21 protein-coding genes and 2 pseudogenes are annotated in these 25,694 nt (G+C 66.4%); 16 read left to right on the forward strand and 7 right to left on the reverse strand.

The window, feature by feature from the left end:
• Positions 1-174 precede the first annotated feature (174 nt).
• The 4 genes from I596_RS04575 to I596_RS04590 all read left to right on the forward strand — a co-directional run bounded on the left by I596_RS04575 (position 175) and on the right by I596_RS04590 (position 3,802).
• Complete coding sequence (locus tag I596_RS04575) at positions 175-2,025, forward strand: sigma-54-dependent Fis family transcriptional regulator (RefSeq protein WP_067644835.1); 1,851 nt, start codon at positions 175-177, stop codon at positions 2,023-2,025.
• Between the two features lie 46 nt (positions 2,026-2,071).
• On the forward strand, positions 2,072-2,584 hold the full coding sequence (locus I596_RS04580) for a YkvA family protein (RefSeq protein WP_067644838.1): 513 nt from the start codon (positions 2,072-2,074) through the stop codon (positions 2,582-2,584).
• A gap of 53 nt (positions 2,585-2,637) precedes the next feature.
• Positions 2,638-3,120: an FKBP-type peptidyl-prolyl cis-trans isomerase gene (locus I596_RS04585; RefSeq protein ID WP_067644841.1), complete on the forward strand. Its 483-nt coding sequence runs from the start codon at positions 2,638-2,640 to the stop codon at positions 3,118-3,120.
• Between the two features lie 121 nt (positions 3,121-3,241).
• Positions 3,242-3,802, forward strand: a complete 561-nt coding sequence (locus tag I596_RS04590) for an NADPH-dependent FMN reductase (protein WP_067644844.1) — start codon at positions 3,242-3,244, stop codon at positions 3,800-3,802.
• A 93-nt stretch (positions 3,803-3,895) separates the two neighbouring features.
• Here I596_RS04590 and I596_RS04595 read toward each other — a convergent pair whose 3' ends face one another.
• Positions 3,896-4,390, reverse strand: coding sequence for a C40 family peptidase (locus I596_RS04595; protein WP_223303917.1), 495 nt, complete (start codon positions 4,388-4,390; stop codon positions 3,896-3,898).
• Positions 4,391-4,604: 214 nt separating this feature from the next.
• Complete coding sequence (locus I596_RS04600; protein WP_067644847.1) at positions 4,605-4,922, reverse strand: hypothetical protein; 318 nt, start codon at positions 4,920-4,922, stop codon at positions 4,605-4,607.
• Between the two features lie 107 nt (positions 4,923-5,029).
• Here I596_RS04600 and I596_RS04605 point away from each other — a divergent pair, with 107 nt between their 5' ends.
• The 12 genes and pseudogenes from I596_RS04605 (at position 5,030) to I596_RS18415 (ending at position 22,163) form a co-directional block, all read left to right on the forward strand.
• Positions 5,030-7,069 (forward strand): serine hydrolase domain-containing protein, encoded by a 2,040-nt coding sequence (locus I596_RS04605; RefSeq protein WP_083965368.1) that lies wholly within the window; start codon positions 5,030-5,032, stop codon positions 7,067-7,069.
• A 7-nt stretch (positions 7,070-7,076) separates the two neighbouring features.
• Entirely contained in the window at positions 7,077-8,330 is a 1,254-nt protein-coding gene (locus I596_RS04610; RefSeq protein WP_067644852.1) for an NAD(P)/FAD-dependent oxidoreductase, read from the forward strand.
• Between the two features lie 750 nt (positions 8,331-9,080).
• Positions 9,081-10,013, forward strand: a pseudogene (locus I596_RS19280) (S8 family peptidase); the annotation flags it as partial.
• Positions 10,014-10,112: 99 nt separating this feature from the next.
• Positions 10,113-11,015: pseudogene (locus I596_RS19285) on the forward strand (pre-peptidase C-terminal domain-containing protein); the annotation flags it as partial.
• Between the two features lie 105 nt (positions 11,016-11,120).
• A complete protein-coding gene (locus I596_RS18400; RefSeq protein WP_150132010.1) occupies positions 11,121-11,402 on the forward strand; it encodes a hypothetical protein in 282 nt (93 codons plus the stop codon).
• A gap of 102 nt (positions 11,403-11,504) precedes the next feature.
• Positions 11,505-12,242 carry a hypothetical protein gene (locus I596_RS04620; protein ID WP_067644859.1) on the forward strand — a complete coding sequence of 246 codons (738 nt, stop codon included), beginning with the start codon at positions 11,505-11,507 and terminating at the stop codon, positions 12,240-12,242.
• 356 nt (positions 12,243-12,598) lie between these two features.
• Entirely contained in the window at positions 12,599-16,183 is a 3,585-nt protein-coding gene (locus I596_RS18405) for an RHS repeat domain-containing protein (RefSeq protein WP_190278985.1), read from the forward strand.
• Positions 16,180-17,736, forward strand: coding sequence for an RHS repeat-associated core domain-containing protein (locus I596_RS17990; RefSeq protein WP_190278986.1), 1,557 nt, complete (start codon positions 16,180-16,182; stop codon positions 17,734-17,736). The genes I596_RS18405 and I596_RS17990 overlap by 4 nt, the downstream gene beginning before the upstream one ends.
• A 448-nt stretch (positions 17,737-18,184) precedes the next feature.
• The gene (locus I596_RS17995) at positions 18,185-19,240 is read left to right on the forward strand and encodes an RHS repeat-associated core domain-containing protein (protein WP_484481956.1); all 1,056 of its coding nucleotides are present in this window, start codon (positions 18,185-18,187) and stop codon (positions 19,238-19,240) included.
• 371 nt (positions 19,241-19,611) lie between these two features.
• Positions 19,612-20,847, forward strand: coding sequence for an RHS repeat-associated core domain-containing protein (locus I596_RS04630; RefSeq protein WP_067644864.1), 1,236 nt, complete (start codon positions 19,612-19,614; stop codon positions 20,845-20,847).
• A gap of 3 nt (positions 20,848-20,850) precedes the next feature.
• Positions 20,851-21,171 carry a DUF6984 family protein gene (locus I596_RS18410; RefSeq protein ID WP_425478789.1) on the forward strand — a complete coding sequence of 107 codons (321 nt, stop codon included), beginning with the start codon at positions 20,851-20,853 and terminating at the stop codon, positions 21,169-21,171.
• Between the two features lie 665 nt (positions 21,172-21,836).
• Entirely contained in the window at positions 21,837-22,163 is a 327-nt protein-coding gene (locus I596_RS18415; RefSeq protein ID WP_150132013.1) for a hypothetical protein, read from the forward strand.
• A 397-nt stretch (positions 22,164-22,560) separates the two neighbouring features.
• Here I596_RS18415 and I596_RS04635 read toward each other — a convergent pair whose 3' ends face one another.
• From I596_RS04635 to I596_RS04655, 5 genes are read right to left on the reverse strand one after another with little or no spacing between them, the layout of a single operon-like run.
• Complete coding sequence (locus I596_RS04635) at positions 22,561-22,857, reverse strand: STAS domain-containing protein (protein ID WP_083965371.1); 297 nt, start codon at positions 22,855-22,857, stop codon at positions 22,561-22,563.
• On the reverse strand, positions 22,857-23,513 hold the full coding sequence (locus tag I596_RS04640; RefSeq protein WP_067644869.1) for an MlaC/ttg2D family ABC transporter substrate-binding protein: 657 nt from the start codon (positions 23,511-23,513) through the stop codon (positions 22,857-22,859). Before I596_RS04640 ends, I596_RS04635 begins: the two co-directional genes overlap by 1 nt.
• Before the next feature lie 28 nt (positions 23,514-23,541).
• Positions 23,542-24,045, reverse strand: a complete 504-nt coding sequence (gene mlaD, locus I596_RS04645) for an outer membrane lipid asymmetry maintenance protein MlaD (protein ID WP_067644871.1) — start codon at positions 24,043-24,045, stop codon at positions 23,542-23,544.
• A gap of 13 nt (positions 24,046-24,058) precedes the next feature.
• Positions 24,059-24,829 (reverse strand): lipid asymmetry maintenance ABC transporter permease subunit MlaE, encoded by a 771-nt coding sequence (mlaE, locus tag I596_RS04650; RefSeq protein WP_067644874.1) that lies wholly within the window; start codon positions 24,827-24,829, stop codon positions 24,059-24,061.
• On the reverse strand, positions 24,826-25,662 hold the full coding sequence (locus I596_RS04655; RefSeq protein WP_067644877.1) for an ABC transporter ATP-binding protein: 837 nt from the start codon (positions 25,660-25,662) through the stop codon (positions 24,826-24,828). The genes mlaE and I596_RS04655 overlap by 4 nt, the downstream gene beginning before the upstream one ends.
• Between the last annotated feature and the right edge of the window lie 32 nt (positions 25,663-25,694).

A 25,694-nucleotide genomic window follows, 5' to 3' on the forward strand; every position in this document is an offset into this window, starting at 1 on the left:
CACCGGTTCGTGCTGCGTTGTGTCAACGACCCGGATGCGCTGCCGATGCGATGCATCGATCGCCTGCGTTGCGCTGCAGCAGGTGTCGGAGGCGCGGGTCGCTTGCGCGGGCATCGGCGATGTGCTGTTTATCGGGACACCGTCCCGAGCACCTGTCGCAAAATGCGACACCCGATGAAGCGCATGCCCACCACCGGTTCCGTCGATGCCGCACGCCGTCGTTTCTTCGACGCCGGCACGCTGCCGCATGGCCTCGTGTCGGAGCTGATCCTGCAGTCGTGGCGGCGCTGCCGCGAGCACGGCCTGTCGGTGGACGAGCGCCTGCGCATCGAGCCGGCCAGCGGCTCGGCGCTCGGCGAGCTCAAGGAGCGTTTCGAGCGGCTGCAGCGCCTGTGCCGGCCGGAGATCGAGTCGCTCTACGCCGATGCGCGCGCCACCGGCAGCATCGTCGTGCTGACCGCGCCCGATGGCGTGATCCTCGACGCGCTCGGCAGCGCCGACTTCCTCGACAAGGCATCGCGCGTCGCGCTGCGTCCCGGCGCGCCGTGGGGCGAGACCTCGATCGGCACCAACGCGATCGGCACCGCCGTGGTGGAACGCCGCGCGGTCGAGGTGCGCGGCGGCGAGCACTACTTCCCGCCGCACCGCATGCTGAGCTGTGCGGCGGCACCGATCTTCGATCCCACCGGCCAGCTTGCCGGCGTACTCGACCTCTCCGGCGAGGCCTCGGTGCACCACACCCACGCGCTGGGCATGGTGCGTTTCGCGGTCGAGCAGATCGAGCACCGGCTGTTCATGCACACCTTCGGCGCCGGCACGGTGCTGCGCCTGCACGCCGAGCCCGGCCTGATCGGCACGCCGCGCGAGGGCCTGCTGGCGTTCGAGGGCGACCGCATCGTCGGTGCCAACCGGCACGCGCTGGCGCTGACCGGCCTGTCCTGGGACGAGCTCGGCCGGCGCCGCTACGCGGACCTGTTCACCTCGCCGCTGCCGCGCGGCGAGGACGTGGTCGAGCTGCGCAATCACCTGGGCACCAGTCTCTACGCGCGCGGCCGGGTGGCGGCGCCGCCGCGGTCCGCACCGGCATCGGTGGCGGCGCCCGGTCCGGCCCGCGGTGCCACGGCGCCGGCGCCGGTCTTCGACGCCGAGCAGCGGCACGCGCTCGACACCGCAGTGCGCCTGCTCGACGCTGACCTGCCGTTCGCGCTGATCGGCGAGACCGGCACCGGCAAGGAGGTGTTCGCGCGCGAGATCCACCGGCGCAGCCGGCGCGGCAGCGGGCGGCTGGTCGCGGTCAATTGCGCCGCCTTTCCCGAAGGCCTGATCGAGGCGGAACTGTTCGGCTATGTCGGCGGCGCCTTCACCGGCGCGCGCCGCGAGGGCGCCGCCGGCCTGCTGCGCGAGGCGCACGGCGGCGTGCTGTTCCTCGACGAGATCGGCGACATGCCGCTGACGTTGCAGAGCCGCTTCCTGCGCGTGCTGCAGGAGCGCGCGGTGGCACCGCTCGGCGGCGGACCGGCGGTACCGGTCGATTTCTCGATCATCTGCGCGACCCATCGCGACCTGGAAGCGGAGGTCGCGGCCGGCCGTTTCCGCGCCGACCTCTACTTCCGCATCGCCCAGCACGTGGTCCGGCTGCGGCCGGTGCGCGCGCTCGACGACCGGGCCGGCCTGATCCGCCATCTCTGGCGCGCGCTCGGCGGCGAGGCTGCCGGCCTCGCGATCGGTGCGGAGGCGATGGCCGTGCTCTGCGCCGCGCCCTGGCCCGGCAACTACCGCCAGCTGGCCGGCACGCTGCGCGCGCTGTGCGTGCTGGCGCCGGCACCGGTGATCGGCGTCGAGCACCTGCCGGCGGAACTGCGCCGCGTCGGCGCACCGCCGCCGGTGGCGGCCGACGAGGGCCTGCAGGCGATCGCCGAGTCGGCGATGCGCCGCGCCCTGGCCGAATGCGACGGCAACGTCTCGGCGGCGGCACGCCGGCTGGGTGTCAGCCGCAGCACGTTGTACCGCCGCCTGCGGCCGTGACCGGGCGCCTTTGACGCCCCGGTGTCCGCCCGGCTAGGCTGGCCCGATGCGGATCACGATCGAACTGGAGCCGGCCGACCTCGACCTCCTGGCCACGGCGCTCGAGGCGTCGCGCCGGACCGCCGCGCACAGCGACGAGGTCGACATCATCGACGGCGCCAAGCACGCGCTGGACGGCCTGTGCGCCGGCTCGGTGCCGAGCTACATCCGCAAGCGCCTGGTGCACGTGCAGCGGCTGATCGTCATGCTCGAGGACGAGGCCTGGGCGCTGCCGGCGCCCGAGCGCGAGGAGGTGCTGGCGACGCTGGCGTACTTCAGCGACCCCGAGGACCTGATCGCCGACGACATCCAGATCATCGGCCTGCTCGACGATGCGATCGTGCTCGAGCTGCTGGTGCGCCGCATGCGCCACGTGCTGTCGGCCTACGACCGGTTCTGCGCGGCACGGCGCCTGCTGCTGGCCGATGCCGGCGACCGGATCGACGCCGCCCGCCGGCTGGCCGCCCAGCGCGTGCGCCTGCAAGCGCGCATGCGCCGGCCCGCCGCCGCGCCGGCCTGAGCCGCGGCGGCGGTCGGCTATAATCGCGCGCCCCGGATTGTGTCGAGAACAGCATGCAGGTCGATAAGAACAAGGTCGTGTCGTTCCACTACAGCGTCGGTGCCGACGGCGAGCCCGTCGATTCCTCGCGCGACCGCGGCCAGCCGCTGGAGGTGTTGATCGGCCATGGCGGCATCATCCCGGGCCTGGAGAACGCGCTGGCCGGCCGCGCCGTCGGCGACCGCTTCCAGGTCAGCGTGCCGCCGGCGGAAGCCTACGGCGAGCGCCAGGAAGGCTCGATCCAGCGCGTGCCGAAGAAGTACTTCCAGAACGTCCAGCAGCTGCGCCCCGGCTCGGTCACCGCGCTGGGACTGCGCGAGGGCGGCCACCGCCAGGTCACCGTCGTCAAGGTCGGCACCACCGTGATCGACGTCGACGTCAACCACCCGCTGGCCGGCCGCACGCTGGACTTCGACATCGAGATCACCGCGATCCGCGACGCGACGCCCGAAGAGATCGCGCATCGCCACGTGCACGGTCCCGGCCACGCCCATTGACCGGCGGCGCCGCATTGTACCCACCATGTGAATGGTTCATCTGTCCGGCGCGGCTTTATCGCGCCGGGCAGCGCACCTAGCGTAGACGGCTGTTTTCCAGCCGTTCCGCAGGAGCGCCACCATGTCTGATCCGGTCCGCGTCGTCGGTGTCGTCGCCAGCCTGCGCCAGGGCTCCTACAACCGCCTGCTGATGCGGGCGGCGCAGGAAGCGCTGCCGCCCGGCATGCAGCTGGAGCTGGCCGAGATCGCCGACATCCCGTTCTACGACGGCGACGTCGAGGCTGCCGGTCTGCCGGCACCGGTGCAGCGCTTCAAGGCGCAGATCCGCGCCGCCGATGCGCTACTGATCGCCACGCCCGAGTACAACTACGCCATTCCCGGCCTGCTCAAGAACGCGCTCGACTGGGCTTCGCGCCCGGCCGGCCAGAGCGCGCTGGCCGGCAAGGCGATGGCGGTGATCGGTGCCAGCACCGGCGTGCTCGGCACCGCCCGGGCCCAGATGCAGTTGCGCCAGCTGGCGCTCGGCCTCGACGTGCAGGTCGCCAACCGGCCCGAAGTGCTGCTCGGCCATGCCGCGTCGAAGTTCGACGCGCAAGGCCGTCTGACCGATGAAACCGCACGCACGCTGCTCGGCAACCTGCTGCTGACGCTGCAGTCGCTGGCGTTGCGGTTGCGCGGCTGAACCTGCGGCGGCCCAGGGCATGGCCGTCCCCACGCTGGCGCAATCCGCCCGTCGGGCGTGCCGGGCGTGGCGCATTCCGCCGTGCGACCGGCCTCAGTCGAGCACGCGCTTGCCGTAGACGAAGTGCTCGCGCCACCAGGCGCCGTCGAGGCTGTCCAGGCGGACCGTGCCGCCGCGGTTGGGCGCGTGCACGAAGCGCTGCTCGCCGACATAGATGCCGACGTGGCTGACCTCGCGTCCGGCGGCGAAGAACACCAGGTCGCCCGCCTGCAGGTGGCTGCGGCCGAGCTTGCGGCCCTTCACCTCGGCGATGCGCGCCGAGTTGCGCGGCAGCGCCAGGCCTGCCGCATCCTGGAACACGTAGCCGACCAGGCCGCTGCAGTCGAAGCCGCCCTGCGGCGTGTTGCCGCCGTAGCGGTACGGCGTGCCGACCAGGGCGATCGCGCGGAACAGCACGGCGTTGGCGGCATCGGCCTGGGTGCTGCCGGGGCGCGGCGGTGGCGCTTCGCGGCGGTCGCCGGCCGAGCAGGCCGCCAGCAGCAGGACGGCGAGCAGCAAAAGCCAGCGTGCGCCGCGCGGCGGTGCCATCGTCTTCCGGCCGGTCCGCCCTCGCGTCCGGATCCGCATCCCGACCGGGCCGGCGTCGCCGTCGCGGTGTACCACGCACAAGGGTTCGTTCATCCGGTCCACCCTCGCGAACGAGGCCGCGCCTGTCAATCGCTGGCGGCGCCGATGGCAGCCTGCGCGATGAAAGTGAACTGTTTCACGGTCTTACGGCATGCGTTGGCGCGGCCCGCGGGAATCACGCGGCTGTGCCGCCACAAACTGTCAGGTTCGGACGCCGGACGGTGGTCTCTGCCTCGACCGCCGGCAGCGCGTCGAGCATCGAGTCGTAGAGCGACTGGACGGCCTTCTCGAAGGCGTGCAGGCGAGCCGTGGCGGCATCGGCCACCGGCGCCGGGATCTCGTCGGCTTCCAGCAGGCGGCCGAGCAGGGCGCGTTGCGCCGGGCCAAATTCGGGGTCGCGCATCGCCTCATCCAGCGCGCAGACGACGGCGGCGAGCCAGCCGGAGTTCGGCGCGCGCAGCGCCAGCAGCAGTTCGTGGGTGGGAACGGTCATCGGTCGGCCTCCTGAGAAACGGTCGTGAGTCAAGCACGCACCGTGCCAAACGCAGCCGCAGCTGAATCTGCGCTACGCTTGCGGTTTCCTCGCTGCGAGGCGCAGTCATGCGGGCCAGCTCCGTTGCCGATCCCCTACGCCCCGCGCGGGGCCCGTCGCGCCGCTGGCCGCTGGCCGCCGCCTGGGCGCTGCTCGCCTGGGGCATCGGGGCCGGTGCGCAGCAGGCGCCCCCGGCCGATCCCGCGGCACCGCCGCCGGCAGTGGATGAGACACCAGCCGTGCCGCCACCGCCCGCGCTGCCGTCTGAGGCATTGGGCGAGTACGTGGACGGCGTCGTCTCGGCCTACCTGCGGCGCGACGGCATCGCCGGCGCGGCGGTCGCGGTGGTCGACCGCAACGGCGTGCTGCTGCTGCGCGGCTACGGGCAGGCCGCGCTCGATCCGCCGCGGGCGGTGGACCCGGCGATGACGCTGTTCCGCCTCGGCTCGATCTCCAAGACCTTCGCCTACGTCGCCGCCATGCAACTGGTCGAGCAGGGGCGGCTGGACCTGGAGGCCGAGGCCAACCGCTACCTGCCGCCGGACCTGCAGCTGCCCGACGACGGCTACGCGCCGGTGCGCGTGCGCCACCTGATGACGCACACCGCCGGTTTCGAGGACAGCGTGTTCGGCCACCTGTTCGCGCTGGCGCCCGAGCAGGTCATGCCGGTGCGCGAGTACCTGCGCACCTGGCGCCCGCGCCGCGTGCGCGCGCCCGACCAGTACGCGGTCTATTCCAACTACTCGGTGGCCCTGCTCGGTGCGCTGGTGGCCAACGTCGCCGGCCAGACCTTCGAGCGGCAGGTCGAGACCGGCATCCTCGAACCGCTCGGCATGCGCCAGGCGACCTTCCGCGAGCCGCTGCCGGCCGGAGACCCGCGTGCCGTCGCCGACGCGCTCAAGCCGTCGTGGACCACCGGTTTCGAGCGGTCCGGCGGCGGCTACGTCGCCAAGCCGTTCGAGTACATCAGCCAGTCCGGCGCGGACGGCGCCGGCTCGGCCAGCGCCGAGGCGATGGGCCGCTACATGCGCATGCTGCTCGGCGGCGGCACGCTGGACGGGGCGACGATCCTCAAGCCGCAGACCTTCGCCACGCTGACCACGGTCGACGTGCGCAATGCCGAGGCGGTCGGCGGCATCGCCCATGGCTTTTTCCGCCGCCCGTTCGGCCGCTACGAGAGCCTGGAGCACGACGGCGCCACGCTGTTCGGCCATGCCTCGATGGTGCTGCTGCCCGATGCCGGCGTCGGCATCTTCGTCGCCGCCAATACCGATACCGGCCGGCGCCTGGTGCGCGAACTGCCGCAGCTGGTGTTCGCGCACTTCCTGGAGGACGCGCGGCCCGCGCCGGTGCCGCTGCCGCCGCAGGGCTTCGCCGCCAACGCCGGCCGCTACGCCGGCAGCTATATCGACGAGCGGCGCGCACACACCACCCTGGAGAAGCTGCTGCTGACCAACGCGGTCGAGGTCGCGGTCACCGATGACGGCTACCTGGTCGTCGGCAGCGGCGAGGGCGCGCGGCGCTATGCCGCCGACGGCGACGACATCTTCCGCTCGACCGAGGACGGCCAGCGCATCGCGTTCCTGCGCGACGCCGAGGGCCGCGTGACCGGCTACGCCAACGCCTACGGACATACGGTGTCCCGGCGTGTCGGTGTCCTGGAGACGCCCGCCGCGCTCGGCGGTGCCGCCGGCGTGGTCGCGCTGGCCAGTCTCGCCGTGCTGCTCGGCAGCTGGCGCCGCTGGGGCCGGCCGCAGCGCAGCCTGGCGCGCAACGGCCGCGGCGTCGCGGTCGTGCTGAACCTCGGCGCCGTCGCCTGGCTGCTGTTCCTGGCCGCCGCCGGTGTCGCGCTGATCGCCCTGCAGGCGCTCGGCGAAGCGGCGATCCTCGCCTACCCGACGCCGGCGATCCGCACCGCGGTCGTGATCGCCTATGTCGCCGCCGCCTTGAGCGTGCTGGCGGCGCTGCTGCTGCCGCAGGCACTGCGCGCGCGCGGCTGGACCTTCGGGCGCAAGCTGCGGCATGTCGTGGTGGTGCTGGTGATGATCGCGATGGTGGTCTTCCTGGTGCACTGGAACGTGCTGCTGGCGCCGCTCGCGCTGGCCTGACGCCGCCATGGCCGCGCGCAAGGCCGACGTGCTGATCCTCGGCGGCGGCGTCGCCGGGCTGGCCTGCGCCTGGTACCTGCTCGGCGAAGGGCGCGGCGTGACCGTGCTCGAACAGGGACGGCCCGGCGCCGGCGCCTCGCACGGCAACTGTGGCACGCTGACTCCCAGCCATGCGCCGCCGCTGGCGATGCCGGGCGTGATCGGCCAGGCGCTCAAATGGCTGTTCACGCCCGACGCGCCGCTCAGGATCCGGCCGCGCCTGGACCCGGCGCTGCTGCGCTGGCTGGCCGGTTTCGCCGGACGCTGCACCTGGGACGATTTCCGTCGCGCGACCGCCCTCAAGGCGCCGCTGCTGCTTCGCTCGTGCGAACTGATCGCCGGCCTGGTGCGCGACCAGCATCTGGATTGCGAATACCGGCGCACCGGCACGCTGTATGTCTATCGCGATGCCGCCGCGTTCGCCGGCTCGGACTGGCTGCCCGAAGCGCTCGCGGCGGTGGGCGTGCCGATCGAGCGGCTCGACGGCGCCGCCGTGGAACGGCGCGAACCGGCCTTGCGCACCGGCGTTGCCGGCGGCTACTTCAATCCCGTCGATGCGCACCTGCGGCCGGATGCCTACGTCGCCGAGCTGGCGCGCATCGTGCGCGGCGCCGGCGGGACGATCGAGGAAGGGGCCCGCATCGAGGCGGTCGAGCGCGACGGCACGCGCCTCGGCCGCGTCCGCACCACGCGTGGCGACTACACCGGCGACGAGGTGGTGCTCGCGCTCGGCGCCTGGTCGCCGCTGCTGGCGCGCCAGCTCGGCCTGCGCCTGCCGATCCAGCCCGGCAAGGGCTACTCGATCACCTACACGCGGCCCGCGCGCTGCCCGGCGCTGCCACTGGTGCTGCGCGAGCGCAGCGTCTGCGTGACGGCCTGGGACAGCGGCTACCGGCTCGGCAGCACGATGGAGTTCGCCGGCTACGACACGCGGCTCAACCGCATCCGCCTCGATGCGCTGCGCCGCGGCGCGGCCGAGTACCTGGTCGAGCCGGAAGGCCCGCAGCGCGTCGAGGAATGGTACGGCTGGCGGCCGATGACGCCCGACGACCAGCCGATCCTCGGCCGCGCGCCGGGCCTGGACAACCTGACCCTGGCCACCGGCCACGGCATGCTCGGCGTCACGCTGTCGGCCGTGACCGGACTCCTGGTCAGCGAGTTGCTGGCCGGACGCGCACCCTCGCTCGACCTGGCGCCGTTCTCGCCGGCGCGCTTTCCCTAAGCCGTTCGCCGCGTACCGTAGAAAAAAGCGGCCGGCCGCCGCACCGGAGGCGCCTTCGCGCCTGTCGGCAAGTTTGAACCAGTTCGCATCCGGGGGCGGACCCCCGCGCTACCTTCGCCCCATCCACAACCGTACGGAGAGCAGGAGACTAGGGATGGGAAGCGGCTCGGGGTGCCCGCTTCCGTCGCAGCAAGATCGGCAAGGCCACGACGGGGAAAGGGGGCGCGGCTGCGCTGCGGATGCGACTACGGTTGGGACGGAGCCTCATGACGGGGCCGCGCAAGCGGCTCATCCTGTCCTTTCATCGTGAGGATTCATCTGATGAGGAAGTCGAAGTCAACCCGTGACATGACCCGCACCGCGCTCGCCGTCGCCTGCATGATGCTGGCGGCCGGCAGCGGCCTGGCCGCGGCGGCCGTCAAGATCACCGGCGAGGAGCTGGCGCTGTACGCGGACCGGGCGAATTTCAGTGTCGCCGACGCGCCGGGGAGTGAAGGCCGTTTCATCGTCACCTATGCCGAGGGCACCGCCGAGAGCGGTTCGAGCCTGTCCGTGCAGGCCGACATCGCGCGCGTCGCCGCGCTGACCGGCGCCGAGGTGAAGCACCTGCGTACGCTCGCCACCGGTGCACAGCTGGTGCAGGTCGAGGGCAGCCGCACGCGCCTGACGCGCGCCGACGACCTCGCCCGCGAGGTGATGATCGCCTTCGCGCGCAACCCGGCCGTCGCCTACGTCGAACCCGACCGCCTGATGCGCGCGACGCTGACGCCCAACGACACCAACTGGTCCGGCCAGTGGGACCTGTGGGAAGCCACCGCCGGCATCAACGCGCCGGGCGCCTGGGACATCGCCACCGGCACCGGCGTGCGCGTCGCGGTCATCGACACCGGCATCACGCCGCACAGCGACCTCAGCGGCCAGACCGTCGGCGGCTACGACTTCATCTCCAGCTCCACGACGGCGCGCGACGGCAACGGCCGCGACGCCAATCCCAACGACGAGGGTGACTGGTACGGCAACAACGAGTGCGGCATCGGCTATCCGGCGTCCAATTCGAGCTGGCACGGCACGCACGTCGCCGGCACGGTCGCCGCGGCCGCCAACAACGCCAAGGGCGTGGCCGGCGTTGCGTTCGGCGCCAAGGTCGTGCCGGTGCGCGTGCTCGGCAAGTGCGGCGGCTCCACCTCCGACATCGTCGACGCGATGGTCTGGGCCTCGGGCGGTGCGGTCTCCGGTGTGCCGGCCAACGCCAATGCGGCCAAGGTGCTGAACCTGAGCCTCGGCGGCGGCGGCTCCTGCGGCTCGTTCCAGGCGGCGGTCAACACCGCTCGCAACAACGGCGCGATCGTCGTCGTCGCGGCCGGCAACGACAACACCAACGTGTCGAGCGCCTCGCCGGCCAACTGCGCCAACGTGATCGCGGTCGCCGCGCTGAACCGGCAGGGCAGCCGCGCCTCGTACTCCAACTACGGTGCCGGCATCACGCTGTCCGCGCCCGGCGGGCAGGGCGGCACCAACGCGGGCATCCTGTCCACGCTCAACACCGGCACCACCACGCAGGGCAGCGAGGCCTACGCCTGGTACCAGGGCACCTCGATGGCGGCGCCGCACGTCGCCGGCCTGGGCGCACTGGTGTTCTCGAAGAACCCCGCGCTCACCGTCACCCAGGCCGAGAACTACATCAAGAACAACGTCCGGCCGATTCCCGGCAGCTGTTCGGGCGGCTGCGGCCTCGGCCTGATCGACGCGCAGGCCACGCTGCAGGCGGTGGCCAACGACATGGGCGGCGGCTCCAACGTGCCACCGGTGGCCAACTTCACCTATACCGTCAACGGCCTGACCGTGCAGTTCACCGATAACTCCACCGACAGCGACGGCAGCGTCGTCAGCCGTTCGTGGACCTTCGGTGATGGAGGCACCTCGACCGCGGCCAATCCCAGTCGCACCTATGCCGCAGCGGGCACGTACAACGTCGGCCTGACCGTCACCGACGATGACGGCGCCACGCACACGCGTACGCAGTCCGTCACCGTCAGCAGCGGGGGCGGCGGCAGCGTGCTGCAGAACGGCGTGCCGGTGACCGGTCTCTCCGCCGCCAGCGGGCAGGCCCTGACCTATACGCTGGTCGTGCCCGCCGGAGCCACCAACCTGAGCTTCCAGATCTCCGGTGGCAGCGGTGATGCCGATCTCTATGTCCGCTACGGCAGCGCGCCCGGCACTACCACCGGCACGTTCGACTGCCGGCCGTACCTGAGCGGCAACAACGAGACCTGCACCATCAGCAACGTCCAGGCCGGCACCTACTACGTGACGCTGCGCGCCTACACGGCGTTCTCCGGCGTGACGCTGGTCGGCAGCTACACGCCCGGCAGCAGCGGCAACGTGCTGCAGAACGGCGTGCCGGTCTCCGGCCTCGGTGCGACGCAGGGCAATGCCGTGCGCTACACGATCACCGTGCCGTCGGGCGTGTCGAGCCTCGTCGTCACCACCAGCGGTGGCAGCGGCGACGGTGACCTGTACGTGCGGCTGGGCTCGGCGCCGACCACCTCGACCTACACCTGCCGCTCGTGGGCCAGCGGCAATACGGAAACCTGCACGATCCCGGCACCGGCGGCCGGCACGTACCACATCATGGTGCATGCCTATACGACGTTCTCGGGCCTGACCTTGCGGGCCAGCTACTGACGTCATCCCGGCGTCCGGCCTCGGGGCCGGACGCCGACTTCCCGATGTGGCGGGCACGGTGGTGCCCGCCTTTTTTGTCGGGCCCTGTGTCGTGTTGGATCGGGCATGGCCCCCTCGCATCGGTGCGCGCCGGTCCGGCGCACGCGGGCGACGCGCGATATGGCCGGCATCACCAAAGAAGCGCGGCGCTGGCGCATCTCCTGCCCGAGCGTTCCGTCATGCGCGGCGCTGTGCCGGTGGCGGAAAGTGGTGTTCCGCGAACAGGATCTCGTCATTGCCGATTCTCGTGGACGGCAGCGGCCGCGCGTGCCGGGCGGGGCTTGGCATAGACGGTATCCGGCGATGCGCGTGCAGGCCGGTTTCCGCACATCGGCAGCCGGGAGCTGACTTTCGGCAGGTCGATCGAATGACGAACGGCCCCTGTATCGCCGCCTGCCGTGCCGGCAAGATGCGCATGCCGCAGCCATCGACCATCACGAGGAGTCGCGCGTGAACGCCCACATCAGTACGCGCTATCTCGTCGTCTTCGCCGCCTTGACGCTGGTGCTGGTGGAGGCGCACGAGCAAGTCCACGCCGTGGCCACGCGCCTGCTTTGTGGCGGCTGGGCTTCGCGAGTGTTCGATAACGTGCTGCCGTATCGCGGTTGCAGCGCCGCCCGGATGGCGCTGGTGGACATCGCCGCTCCGCTGTTCTCCTATGCCGTGCTCTGGCTGGGCGCCATCGCGATGTGGCGCCCACCGCCGCGCACGCAGGCATTGGGTTTCACGCTGGCCTTCGCCAGCCTTCCTTTCGGCCGGCTGGTGCCGCAGGTGGTCACCGTGTTCGTCGGGAACGCGACAGCGGATGAATACAGCTTCGTTCGCCGCATGGCCGGCGACGCGATGAACAGGACCGGCGCGGGTGGTCTGGCCATCGTGATCGCCCTGGCGTTCACGCTGCCCCCGCTGGTCGCGATCTGGAGGCGCCTGCCGGCAGACCGCCGCTCGCGCGTGTTCTCCTGGTTCTACCTGCTGCCGCTGGTGTTCGTGATCGTGTGGATGGCCGGCCTGAACGGTGCGTTGGCCCATGGCGTGCTGACGCAGGATGTGCTGCCCGGCTGGCCGGCCTTGATCGCCGCGCATGCCGCGCTGGTCACCGCTGTCGCCTGGTTCGGCCGCGGATGGATTGCTGCGCTGGTCGAGGGGCCGCCGTTCTCGCGTGCCACGGCGAGCGAAGAATCTCGCTGAGCAGGTCCGTCCGTGGGGTGGCATCTTGTAGCGTTGCTGATCGGCCACCACTCGCACGCGGGCCGATAGCCGTTCTTTTTGATCGTTGTCATATCCACGCGTGTGTCGCATGTCGGCGAGCATCGATCGTGCTCAGCGCCGGGGCGTGCGTAACGTGATGTCACACCGCTGTGCTTTTCACGTTCTCGCTTGTCGGCTAAGGTCGATCCCACGTCGCAGGGAAGCCCACAGGGGGTGGCCCCGACGTTTTCGTCAAGGCATCGGGTCGGAATCCGTTGGGACGCCAGGCCGGAGGCACGCAAGGTGCCAGGCCATCGCTGATGGATCTCGAATCCGGGCTTGCAAAGGAGCTTTGCATGTCCATGCTGCGCCGCGCAGTGAGCGCCCCGCCGTTCTTATCAATCTTCAAGGCTGCGCTGGCAGCGTTTCGTCGATACCCGCCGATCACGTTGCCGATGCTCGGCCTGGTGCTGCTGTCGAGCCTGGCGCAGGCGCAGCCGAAAGAGACCTCGATCTACGACGAGCAGGGCAAGCTGCTGCGGGGCAACGAGTCGGTGAGCCCGTTGGGTCCGGAGCTCTTCGGCGACAAGGTGAGCCTGTACACGGGCAGCCTGGAGTTCGTGCAGACGGATGTGAGCATTCCCGGCAACAGCGCGCTGCCGGTGGCGGTCGGCCGGCGCTACCGCCCTACGCAGAGCAACGAGTTCAACCGCCATTTCGGCGACTGGGACCTGGAGGTACCGCACGTCCACGGCGTATTCGCCACGGAGGGTTGGCTGACGACCGGGAGCACGAGCCGGCGCTGCAGCCAGTTCAGCGCACCGCCGGAGGTGACGATGGGACTCCCGGGTGGTGGCAGCGAGCCGATTTCGCCCGTGGCGTATTGGCAGGGCAGTTTCGTCTATCTGCCGGGGAGCGGCGACGAAGAGATTCTGCAGCGCGTGGCGGGTAACACGCAGGCGCCCACCGACGGTTCGAGCTATCCGCTGTTGACCAAGTCGGGCGGGATGATTCGCTGCATTTCGATCGGCCTCAATCCCAACGACGAAGGCTTCGAGCTGCTGACGCCGGACGGCACGCGCTACCGCTTCAACCACATGATCCGGCGCCAGACGCGAGCGCTGACGGGCGGCGGCGGCACGGTGAACCGCGGCGGCCTGGAAAGCGCCTATCCCCCGATACAGGTCACGGGGGAGAACGGGAAGCTGCAGCGGTTCGACGTGTGGATCGTGCCGACGCTGGTGACGGACCGCTACGGCAACACGGTGACCTACACCTGGAGCGGGTCTCAGTTGATGAGTATCTCCTCCACGGGCGCCGCCGGAAGCCCGCAGGATACGCGCACACTGAACTTCACCTATGCGTCGGGTCTGGTGCAGTCGGTAACGGCGCAATCGGGTGGCTCGCCGTCCCGGACGTGGCAGTACCAGTACAGTGGATCGCGGCTATGGAAGGTGCACCAGCCGGACAGCTCGTACTGGGAGTTCACCTTGGCCCAGTTCTCCAACGTGCCGCTCGCCACGGCCACGGACCCGTCGAATTGCAACGCCGCCGATCTGGGCACCCAAGGCACGTATACGGGAACGGTGCGGCACCCCAGCGGTGCGACCGGTTTGTTCGCGCTGACGCGGCTGGAGCATGGGCGTAGCTGGGTAAAGTGGAACTGCATTATTCCACCCGGCTCGACGGAAATTTCGGGGAGCTGGTCTGCGCAGCCGCGGCAATTCAGCGAGCTGTCGCTGACGGCCAAGACCATCAGCGGAGCAGGCCTGCCCGGCTACACCTGGGCGTATGCCTACAACGAGAACATCGGGGCGGGTGACTATTGCTGGGATCCGGTGGGTGCGGGCGGGAGCAGCGCCAGTCCATTGTGTACTGCCAGTTCGGCCACGACCAAGACGGTATCGGTGACCGACCCGCGCGGCTACGTGACGCGATACACCTATGGCATCCGGTCCGAGGTGAACGAGGGCCAGTTGCTGAAGACCGAGATCGGTGTGTCGGGTGGCACGGCCGCACGGACGGTGACCATCGAGTACCAGCCGGTATCGGCGCCGGGCGGCTTCGGCTACTCGGTCCCCTGGCCCGCCCCCTATGGGCACAGCATCCAGCCGCGCGGCAACAACTACATGGCCGAGCAGATCATCCCGGAGAAGCGGCGTCTGACGCTGCAGCAGGCCACCACGTTCGAGTGGGCGGTGCAAACCTACGACCACCGGGCGCGACCACTGGAGATCGTGCGCAACCGGGTACTGGTGGCGAACAACTCGATCACGGAGAAGACGACCTATCACGACAACACGGCGAAATGGATCCTGGGCCAAGTGGCGAAGGTGGAGGCACGCCAGTCCACCCTCATCACGCCGTGGCAGGTGCCGACCGAGAACACGTACGACCCGACGACGGCGACGCTGACCCAGCAGAAGCGGTTCGGGCAGGTGCATCGCAACTACGGCTGGCACACGGACGGCACCTTGGCATGGAGCCGCGACGTGCTGAATCACCAGACGACGTACGGCAACTACAAGCGCGGCATCCCGCAGCAGATCGACTACGCCAACAACGATCGGATCACGGCACAGGTCAACGACACCGGCGAAATCAGTCAGGTGACGCAGCGGGATACCTCCAACAATTTCGCCGAGTACACCGTTGCCTATGGGTATGACGACGTCGGCCGGCTGAATCGGATCACGCCACCCGCGGGTGACGCGACCGCGTGGAACCCGACGACGCTGACGTTTGCATCCACGGACGTGACCGAGCACGGGCTGAGCGGTACGCACTGGAAGCAGACGGTGAGCACCGGCGATACCATCAAGGGATTTCAGAAGACGATCACCTACTTCGACGCGTTGTGGCGGCCGGTACGGATCGACCGGCATGGCACCGATGGCGGCGGCACGACCCTCACGACGACGCAGCGCCTGGTGCGGATGGCATACGACGCCGACGGCCGGACGACATTCGAGTCCTACCCCAAGGTGCCGGCCTCGTCCACCGATCCGCTGGATGTGGGTACGACTACGACGTACGACGCGTTGGGACGGGTTGTATCGACCGCGGCTGCGACGGAGACCCAGCTCTATCCGGTTGGTACGATCACAGTAGCGGTAACGGCGGTCAATTATCTGGGCGGCTTCCGAAAGGAAGTGTTGGACCCGAACGGCAACCTGACGACCACAAGCTACCAGGTGTTTGACGAGCCGACCGAGGACGCTCCGACGTTCATCGACGATCCGGAAGGAGACACCACGTTGGAGCGCGACATCTTCGGCAAGGTGACGAAGATGTCGCGGGGCTCGACCGCAGCGGGCGTACGCCGCTACGTGTACGACGACCAGCACCGCCTGTGCAAACGCATTGATCCGGAGAGCCGGGCTACGGTGTTCGCGTACGACGGGGCCGGCAACCTGGACTGGCAGGCCTCGGGCCTGGACCTGCCGCTGGACAGCTGCGACACCGCGGCCGTGCCGCCGGCGGCGAAGATCGACCACACCTACGACGTTCGCAACCGGCTTACGTTGACGACCTACGGTGATGGCAGCCCATCGGTCAGCCGGTCGTGGACGCCGGACAACCGGCCTCAGGGGGTGGCGTCGGGGAATGCCACCTGGACCTACAAGTACAACCGTCGCCGGCTGTTGCTGGAGGAACGGCTGAACGTCACCGGGACCGGAGGAACGGGGGGGGCTCGATCACGCTCGACTACGGGTATACGGCCAACGGCAGCCTGGATTGGATGCGCTACCCGGGCGGCACGCAGGTGCAATACGCCCCGAACGTGCTCGGCGAGCCGAAGACGGTGGGCGCGTTCGCGAGCGCCATTCTGTACCACGCGAACGGCGGCCTGGCGAGTTTCAATTACGGCAACAACATCGGCCATGCGACCCGGCAGAACACGCGTGGACTCCCATGGGAGACGGTGGATGGGTCGGTGATCAACCGAAGCTACCAATACGACCGCAACGGCAATGTGACGAGGATCGACGACCAGCTCCCGGACAACGAGGACCGGATCTTGAGCTACGACCGGCGCAACCGCCTGACCACGGCGAACTACGGGGACTCAGTCTTCGAGTACGAGTATGACGATCTGGACAACATCACCTGGCAACGGACGCTGAGCGGTATTTTCCCGTCGGGCATGGGCCGCAACTTCAAGTACAAGTACGACGAGCGCGGCCGGCTGTACGAAGTGGAGGACCTGGTCTATCCGATGGGCGAAGATCGGTACCATCGGTACGAGTACAGTTCGGCGCTGGGGGGCGATCGCGGCAACGTGACGCGGCGGAAGCTGGCGTGGCTGATCAACGTGGACCAGGACTACGTGTACAACCTGGCCAACCAGATGACCAATGTGCGTGCGCACGTCGGCGGCGCGACACTGGCGAGCTACGAATACGACGGCAACGGCCGCCGCGTGCGAATCACGGAAGGGACCACGCGCCGCCTGCAGATGTACAGCCAGGCGGGCCAGCTGGTGTACGAGACGACGACGGTTCCGGGCCAGCCGGTCGAGGCGACCGAGTACTACTACCTGGGCCGTCATCTGGTCGCGCAGAAGACGAACGGCGTGACAACCTACATCCACACCGATGCGCTCGGCAGCGTAACGCGCAAGACCAACAGCACCGGTGGGATCGTCGAAGACCGGATCTATGAGCCCTACGGCGAATCGCTGGAAGTGACGACGCGCGCACCGCAATGGCCGCAGGGCATGGCGTATACCGGTCACGTGCTGGACAACCTGACACGGATCACCTATGCCCAGGCGCGTTATTACGACCAGCTGATGGGGCGGTTCATGAGTCCGGATCCGGTCGCGCCAGATGCGGGTAACTTCAATCGATATTGGTACGCCAACAACAGTCCGTTCAGCAATATCGATCCGGATGGTAGAGCATCTTGTCCATCTTCGGGGAGTCAAACCACCGGGACGCACATCTGCTACGACTCACCTCGTTCTGAAACGGGAACGGATAGTCAGGAAGGTCCGTCTGAAAATCAGGTCGCGACAGACAAGCAGGTTGCAAAGGCGTCCCGGTCGGGAAAGTTGTCCGATGGAACTGTGGTTAACCTGACGGCAGGTAGCGAAGAGCAAGGATTTACAGCCGGTGCGAAGGGGACAGGGAAGGCTAACCTGACTGGGCAGCGTTGCGTGAAATGTAGCGACGGAACCACGAGAACTCAGGCGTTCTATGATCCGTCACAAATCGGGCCCGACCAGAGCGGGGGACACACGCATCCGAATGACCATGTGCCGCTTCCAGGTCCGGAGGACGGCAGGATGGCTAGAGCAACAGGTAAGACGGCTTATGTAATAGCAGATGGGAGGGCGTTTGCAGTCGAGAAAACAAACGTCGGATATCGTGTGCGATTGATCAGTGGGCGGCCTCTGAGTACAAAAGAGGCTGGTGCGGTACGCAATCAAATCGACTCTTGGAATCAACATAAGGGAGGCTCGGGTGTGACATGTCAAGCCGGATGCTAGTCATCGCTATTTTTCTCTGTCTTACTGCTTGCTCATCAAGGGGCATCGTTTCGGAGAGAAAGAGTTGCCCAGACGTTGAATTTTGTTCAGTAACTGGGGTGCTGGAGGTGTTTCCTGGGCAGCCAGCATGGGGGTGGTTATCTCGCTCTCGGAAACAACGTGCGCGAAGATCGCCTTTCCCAATGAGCTGCTTCCCAAGCTTGAGAATCTCGAAGGTGAGGTGGTGACGGTGGAAGGGGCCTCATTCAATCAGCCGTCTTCTGAAATAGATGGTGAGTATTATTTGTGGTACGAGGAAAGAGGTAGGAGGTTGCCTTTCGGAGTTTGCGACGATGGCATGGGCGTTTTTGCGAATAAGTTAATACATAGGAATAGAGTAGTCTGGCTCGATGCGGCGAGATAGTGAGGCTTCTATGTGATTACAAGCCACCTCGCAACACCCTAGATATTGAAATGGAGCGCCCAGACACATGAGTATCCCGGGGAGCGGCAACGTGATCCGGTCGAGGCGGCGGAGTACTACTACCTGGGCCGCCACCTGATCACGCAGAAGACGAACGGCGTGACGACCTACATCCACACCGATGCGTTCGGCAGCGTGACACGCAAGACCAACAGTACCGGTGGGATCGTCGAGGACCGAATCTACGAGCCTTACGGCGAATCGCTGGAGGTGACGACGCGCGCGCCGCAATGGCCGCAGGGCATGACGTATACCGGCCATGTGCTGGACAACCTGACGCGGATCGCCTACGCCCAGGCGCGCTACTACGACCAGTTGATGGGGCGGTTCATGAGTCCGGATCCGGTCGCGCCAGATGCGGGAAATTTCAATCGATATTGGTACGCCAACAACAACCCATTCAGCATGCTAGACCCAGATGGACGCAAGGCGTGCGGCAAGGATACAACCTGTGCGCTGGAGCGGGGGGACTGGGGCAGGTCTAGTGCCAGATTCTACGGCTCACATAACGTAAGTCCATCCTTGGGAAATAAGGGACTTATCGGCGGGGTAACAATAGAGAAAAGAATGAGTGTCGCCGCGTCTTACGACTTCGACTCTGCCATGGCAATTGAGCCGCCGTCTCCTCCAGAAGGATTGGTTAATGCTTCGGCGGGATTAGGGGATTCTCTGACGCTGGGACTAACTGACTATATCCGCGAGCTCTTGGGCAGTAACGATGTCGTAGATAAGACGTCTGATGCATACGGAAATGGAGTTTGGGCAGGTGTTGCAGTTGGCGCTGCCGGTGGGATTGGAGTGTTCAAGAACGCCGTCGTTCTTGGTAGAACCGTGACTGTGACTCGTTGGGGCGGGCCGGGTGTCTGGTATATAGTTGGTGGTCGTAGCACGTCAAGCTGGTGGCTTTCTGGCTCTAGAACTATGTATCCATATGGGAGTGCGGTGACTATCGATGTTGCTGCTGGTAGGTTGTCCTACCCATCTGGCTGGCAGTGGTGGAAAGGACTGATTGGCCAAAGAATATTGAACGGGGCGCCGTGATGTTGAATGTCCTATCTTGGCTCCTAGTGATAGCAGCAATCTTCTTCCAGGTGGCTGGCATTGTTTCCGTTCTCAGAGTTCCCAGGGGAAGTCAGCTTTACGTGGTGCCTGTGGTGTGCTGGTATCTGGCCCTGCAGGCAAGGGGGAGTGGATTTTTTGTTGATCCGCCATGGAAGGAGTTTGTTATTGTCCTTCTCCTACATATTGCTTTGGTGCTCACGGTGGGCATGTTAGTGCGGACCAGAAAATAGTGGATTTTTGGCCCGCTGGACAACATCACCGCGCAGTGGACGCCGAGCAGCACCCGTCGGGCAAGGGCCGAAAATTTAAGTACAAGTACGACGATCACGATCAGCTCTACGAGTTGGGGCTTGGTCTACAAAACGCCTCCGGTGGAGGGTCAGTACGCCTCTACGCCTGCGGTCCGGCACTGTGGGGGGCGCGGCAACGTGACGGGGCGGAAGCTGGCGTGGCTGATCAACGTAGATCAGGACCGCGTGTACAACCTGGCCAGCCAGATGATCCATGTGCGTGCGCACGGCAGCGGCGGCGCGACGCTGGCGAGCTACGAATACGACGGCAACGGCCGCCGTGTGCGAATCACGGAAGGGACCACGCGCCGCCTGCAGATGTACAGCCAGGCCGGTCAGCTGGTGTACGAGACGACGACGATCCCGGGCCAGCCGATCGACGCGACGGAGTACTACTACCTGGGCCGCCACCTGATTGCACAGAAAACGAACGGCGTGACGAAGTACATCCACACCGATGCGCTCGGCAGCGTGACGCGCAAGACCGACGGTACCGGCATGATCGTCGAGGACCGGATCTACGAACCCTACGGCGAATCGCTGGAAGTGACGACGCGCGCACCGCAATGGCCGCAGGGCATGGCGTATACCGGCCACGTGTTGGACAACCTGACGCGGATCACCTATGCCCAAGCACGCTACTACGACCAGCTGATGGGGCGGTTCATGAGCGTTGATCCCGTAGAGCCGGATCCTAGCAGTTTCAACAGGTACTGGTACGCTAGTAATAACCCATTCACGCGGATCGATCCGGATGGGCGGGCAGATTGCACGGGGACACACATCAAGTCAGTTTGCGACAGCGGAGGTGTTCCGCAGCTACAAGGTAGTGCGAGCAATCATCAAGATGACGTCGCCGAAATCTATGCTGACTATCAACGTAATTTTGGGCGGTTGCCATCCGCCGCTGCGAAATTGGCGCAAGGATCAAGTGATTTGGCGGATGTAATAGACGAGGAAGCGGTTGCCACGATCAAATACGGGGTGCTAGGAGGGCTCCCGGGCAGAATAACCGGGCGAGTGGCGCGAATTCTTGGTTTGGCTCGGGAGACGGTTAGCTTTGGAAAGAACGCCAATCAGTTAGCGCATACTTTTCGTCATGTGGAGGGGATCGGTCTTAACAGGGACGTGGTACAGCGAGCCATTCAGGCGGATCTGCGCTCATCTTCAGCATTCATCGTGGCAGGAAAGCCATTCAATAGGTCAATTGCCGTCGACGGCGTGGAAATTACGTATACGGCCTTCAGGCTCGAGGGCGGCATAATAAATGTGGGAAGAATCACAATTCCTAGGTGATGCATGGAAAGAAATCTAACTAAACCCGAAAGTAGATTGGTGCGCGAACTGTTGCAACGATCTGGGGTGAATATGGAATCAGACTGGCTGGAAAAGGTGAAAGTAATTCCAATGCGTGATGGCGGAATGGGTAGTCTTCGTTTCAATTCTGCGGATTCCGATCGGAAGATGTCTAGCCAAGCCGCTGAGATTCATTTTAAGGATGCTGATGGGGTAGATGTAATTGCCTCATTGAATCTCGACCATGAGGGAAGTCCTATTGAGCTTGACATATGGAAGGTTAATTTCATGGAGCTCATAAGGATTCCAGATAGCTTTGAGTGACGGGTTAAAAGTTATCGGCCGTCGCGACATCCTGCTGCCCAGCATAGCTGGGCTGCTGCACCCAAGCCCGCGCGTGAGCCTGCGGCCAGGCGCAGACGCCCGCCCAGCGGCATTGCTGACGGTGGGTTGCAGATCATGTGTGCCTGAAGAGGTTCCGCCAGCAATGCCGGTTGGAGCGTGCCGAGCTCGGTGAGAAAATATGAATCTATGATGCTCAATGTGAGGATGAGATGAGAGCGTGTGTCGGGTTATCAATTTGGCTGACGCTTCTGCTCGGTTTGTGTGGTTGCGCAACAACTAGGCGCGATATGGAATCACAAGACATCTCGATATTTTTGATGAATCATGAGCATCCACTTATTTCTGAGAGCCTCGCTCGTCAAATAGTGATTTTGATCGTCAAGGAGAGGTATCCTGTTGATAGATTCTAGTCAGCTGATGTGGTTGAGGTTCTGGATAACGGCGACGTTTGGTTGGTCAAGCTAAAGAACGCTTTGGTTGAGCCAGGTGAGGAGTACTCATCACCCGATCGGATCATTCGATCGTCCTATCTTTTCGTGAAAATTAGAAAGGACGATGGGGCGATCGTCTCTATACGTTGACGGCGTTGTGATTCGAGGATGCTAAATGCTTTGTCGCGGGTGATCATGAGAAAGTCAAATTGCATGCTTATAGATGATCATAGGGCTACTTCCAATCTGGCCTCTTTGTCATTATTTCTTTTGATGGCAGCTTTTGTGCTGATTTTAGTAAACGAGTACGCTTTCAAAGTGCCAGCCGCCCAAAAGGTGATGGCGTCTGTTTTTGGTGGCGCTATGCTGTTTTTCTCTTGCCGGCATGATTTCTGCTACATACCACGTGGTAAAGCAGCGGATGAAGCTGAGCGACCCGTATATGTTTTTGACGATTACGTGGCTTTTGCCATATTTGGGGATATCCATCTTGCTGGGTTGGCCGAACCTTCGGCGGGTTTGCGGGAGAGTTTGATATGAAGATCGATATGTCCTGTTAAATCAAGGAAATGCGTGCGCGCGGCAGTGTGCGGCGCGACGCTAGTGAGCTACGAGTACGACGGCAGTGGACGCCGGCTGCGAATCACGGAAGGCGTCGCGCCGCCTGCAGATGTACAGCCGGCGGGTCAGTTGGTGTACGAGACGACGATGATTCCGGGGTAGCCGGTCGAGGCGGCGGAGTACTACTGCCTGGGCCGTCACCTGATCGCACAGAAGACGAACGTGTGACGACCTACATCCACACCGATGCGCTCGGCAGCGTGACGCGCAAGACCGATGGCACGGGTGTAGATCGTCGAGGACCGGGAGTCGCTGTACGTCACGGCGCTCGCAAAGCTACGGCACGCGGCCTTGTAACGGTGCCCGTCGCTGGGATCTAAGCTGCCTGCAACAACGGCTCCGCATCGCACAGGTGTACCAGCGCGGCGAGGTCCGGCGAGAGATTGGCGTAGCGCAGCGTCATGCCGCGACGGGCGGCGCGGGCGGCCCAGGCGATCAGGACGCCGAGGGTGACGGTGTCGCTCGATTCGAGCGCGGCCAGGTCGACGGCGGTGGGGCCGTCGCCGGCCAGGCGCTCGCCGTCGGCGAGCGCCTGCGGCGCGTTGGCGTAGTCGATGCGGCCGGTCGGCCGCAGGCGGCCGTCGGGGCCGCGCTCGATCACGAAGGCGGCCATCAGTTGCCCTTCTGCGTGGCTTCCATCGATTCCAGCGCCTTCTCGCCCTGGGTCTCCAGGCGCTGGGTCAGCGCGTCCAGGCTGGTCTTGGCGATCTCGGCGGTGACCTGGTTGCGGTAGTTGGTGATGTAGGAAATGCCTTCGATGATGACGTCGTAGGCCTTCCAGTCGCCTTCGCGGGTCTTGCGGAACGCGTAGTCGACGGCCAGCAGCTTGCCGTCGTCGAGCACGACCTGGGTGCGCACGATGGTGCGCTTGTCGTTGAGGTCGCCCTTGAACGGCAGCACGCGGACGCGGCCGCGCGTGTAGTTGAGCAGGCCCTCGCCGTAGCGGTGGGCGATCGACTTGTAGAACGCCTTGGCGAATCGCGAGCGCTGTTCCGGTGTGGCGCTGCGTGCGTTCTGGCCGAGCACCAGGATCGAGGCGTAGTCGATGTCGAAGTGCGGCAGGAAGATGTCGTCGATGACGTCGATCAGCTTCTCGCGATCGCCGCGCAGTTCCGCCTGGTGGCCGTCGACGGCCTTGTCGAGGCTATCGGCGATGGTCTGCACCACCTGCTCGGGCGTGGCCGGGTCGGCCCGCAGGACGGGTGAGGCGAAACCGAGCGCCGCCACCAGGACGGCCGTCGACAGGATCGATCCGAACGTGCGCAACATAGGAAGCAGTCTCCGCGGAAAGGACAGGTCAGGGGCCGGACGGTGCGGCGGGCGGCGAGGTCTCGGCAGGTTTCTCCGGACCGCCGGTGGCGAGGAACTTGCCGATCAGGTCCTCCAGCTGCATCGAGGACTGCGTCAGCACGAACTCGTCGCCGTCCTTGAACGCATCGGGCGACCCGCCGGGCTGGATCGCAACGTACTGGTCGCCCAGTAAACCGCTGGTGAATATCGCGGCGGCCGAGTCGTCGGGCAGCTCGTCGTAGCGGCGGGCGATGGACAGCTGCACCTTGGCGTCGAGCTTGGCGGGGTCGACCTCGATCGTGCGCACCGAGCCGATGCGCACGCCGGCGACCTTCACCGGCGCGCCGAGCTTGAGCTGGCCGACATTGGCGAAACGGGCGTTGAGCGTATAGCTGTCGCCCTGGCGGTAGTTGGCCACGCTGGTGGTCTGCGTCGCCAGCCAGGCGAGCGCGGCGAAGCCGAGCAGGATGAACAGGCCCGTGCCGAACTGGTAGGAATGCTTCTGGCTCACGAGAGGGCTCCGGTCACATCAGGAAAGCGGTCATGACGAAGTCGAGCGCCAGGATGACGATCGACGAGAACACGACGGTGCGCGTGGTGGCGTAGGCGACGCCTTCGCTGGTGGGCGGCGTGGTATAGCCCTGGAACGTGGCGATCAGCGTGACCACCGCGCCGAAGGCCAGGCTCTTCCACAGGCCGTTGGCGACGTCCTTCCAGACGTCGACGCTGGAGGTCATGTTCGACCAGAACGTGCCGTTGTCCAGGCCCAGCCACGTCACGCCGACCAGGTGCGCGCCGAAGATGCCCAGCGCATTGAACACGCAGGCCAGCACCGGCATCGCGACGATGCCGGCGAGGAAGCGCGGCGTGACCACGTAGGCCATCGGGTCGACCGCCATCATCTCCATCGCCGAGAGCTGGTCGGTGGCGCGCATCAGGCCGATCTCGGCGGTGATCGAGGTGCCGGCGCGGCCGGCGAACAGCAGGGCGGTCACGACCGGCCCCAGTTCCCGGTAGAGCGCCAGCGAGACGACGGTGCCGAGCGCGGCGGTGCCGCCGAAGATCGACAGCACGTAGTACAGCTGCAGGCCCAGCACCATGCCGACGAACAGGCCGCAGGTCATGATGATCGTCAGGCTCATCGCGCCGACGAACCACACCTGGCGCACCGTCTCGCGGAAATGCCGCAGGCTGGCCGGCACGGCGGCCAGGATCGACAGCAGGAACAGGCCGCAGGCGCCGACCTGGGCGATGCCGCCGGCGAGCGGCGTGCGGGGTTTGCTTGCGTTGCTCATGCGGTGGCCGCCGGGAAGCCGAGGTCGAGGGCGTAGTCGCGCGCCGGGTAGTGGAACGGCACCGGGCCATCGGCCTCGCCCCCGAAGAACTGCCGCGTCCACGGCGAGCTGCCGGCTGCGAGTTCCGCCGGCGTGCCCTGCGCGACGACCTTTCCCGCGGCGAGCAGGTAGACCTGGTCAGCCACGCGCTGCACGGCCGAGAACTCGTGCGCGACGAGGATGCCGGTGAGGCCCAGTGTGTCGTTGAGCATGCGAATCAGCTTGACGACCTGGTTGAGCGCGATCGGGTCGAGGCCGACGAACGGTTCGTCGTAGATGACCAGCATCGGGTCGCGCACGATCGCGCGGGCCAGCGCCACGCGCCGCGCCATGCCGCCGGACAGCTCGCTCGGCATCAGCTCCGCGGCGCCGCGCAGGCCGACGGCCTGCAGCTTGGTCAGCACGATGTTGCGGACCAGTTCCTCGGGCAGGCGCAGGTGCTGGCGCAGCGGGAAGGCGACGTTCTCGAACACCGAGAAGTCGGTCAGCAGCGCCGAGTTCTGGAACAGGTAGCCGATCTTCTCGCGCAGCCGGAACAGATCGCCGCGCGAAAGCGACGGCACGTTGGCGCCGTCGACGACGACCTCGCCGGCGTCCGGCGCGAGCTGGCCGGTGATGTGGCGCATCAGCGTGGTCTTGCCGGTGCCGCTCGGTCCCATCACGGCGGTCACCCTGCCGCGCGGGATGTCGAGGTCCACACCGTCGAAGATCGTCTTGCCGTTCAGCACGGTGCTGAGCCCGCGAATGCGGATCAGAGGGCTGTCGGCGGTGGCGGAGGAATCGGCGAGAGGCATGCGAGAGGCGGGGAAGGAGGGCGGATGCCGGC

The sequence above is a fragment of the Dokdonella koreensis DS-123 genome (genome assembly GCF_001632775.1).
GTDB lineage: Bacteria > Pseudomonadota > Gammaproteobacteria > Xanthomonadales > Rhodanobacteraceae > Dokdonella > Dokdonella koreensis.

Coding starts and splice junctions, on each gene's coding strand:
- I596_RS04575 (WP_067644835.1), top strand. CDS start 175: ATGAAGCGCATGCCCACCACCGGTTCCGTCGATGCCGCACGCCGTCGT.
- I596_RS04580 (WP_067644838.1), top strand. CDS start 2,072: ATGCGGATCACGATCGAACTGGAGCCGGCCGACCTCGACCTCCTGGCC.
- I596_RS04585 (WP_067644841.1), top strand. CDS start 2,638: ATGCAGGTCGATAAGAACAAGGTCGTGTCGTTCCACTACAGCGTCGGT.
- I596_RS04590 (WP_067644844.1), top strand. CDS start 3,242: ATGTCTGATCCGGTCCGCGTCGTCGGTGTCGTCGCCAGCCTGCGCCAG.
- I596_RS04595 (WP_223303917.1), bottom strand. CDS start 4,390: ATGGCACCGCCGCGCGGCGCACGCTGGCTTTTGCTGCTCGCCGTCCTG.
- I596_RS04600 (WP_067644847.1), bottom strand. CDS start 4,922: ATGACCGTTCCCACCCACGAACTGCTGCTGGCGCTGCGCGCGCCGAAC.
- I596_RS04605 (WP_083965368.1), top strand. CDS start 5,030: ATGCGGGCCAGCTCCGTTGCCGATCCCCTACGCCCCGCGCGGGGCCCG.
- I596_RS04610 (WP_067644852.1), top strand. CDS start 7,077: ATGGCCGCGCGCAAGGCCGACGTGCTGATCCTCGGCGGCGGCGTCGCC.
- I596_RS18400 (WP_150132010.1), top strand. CDS start 11,121: ATGGCCCCCTCGCATCGGTGCGCGCCGGTCCGGCGCACGCGGGCGACG.
- I596_RS18405 (WP_190278985.1), top strand. CDS start 12,599: ATGTCCATGCTGCGCCGCGCAGTGAGCGCCCCGCCGTTCTTATCAATC.
- I596_RS18410 (WP_425478789.1), top strand. CDS start 20,851: ATGGAAAGAAATCTAACTAAACCCGAAAGTAGATTGGTGCGCGAACTG.
- I596_RS18415 (WP_150132013.1), top strand. CDS start 21,837: ATGCTTATAGATGATCATAGGGCTACTTCCAATCTGGCCTCTTTGTCA.
- I596_RS04635 (WP_083965371.1), bottom strand. CDS start 22,857: ATGGCCGCCTTCGTGATCGAGCGCGGCCCCGACGGCCGCCTGCGGCCG.
- I596_RS04640 (WP_067644869.1), bottom strand. CDS start 23,513: ATGTTGCGCACGTTCGGATCGATCCTGTCGACGGCCGTCCTGGTGGCG.
- mlaE (WP_067644874.1), bottom strand. CDS start 24,829: ATGAGCAACGCAAGCAAACCCCGCACGCCGCTCGCCGGCGGCATCGCC.
- I596_RS04655 (WP_067644877.1), bottom strand. CDS start 25,662: ATGCCTCTCGCCGATTCCTCCGCCACCGCCGACAGCCCTCTGATCCGC.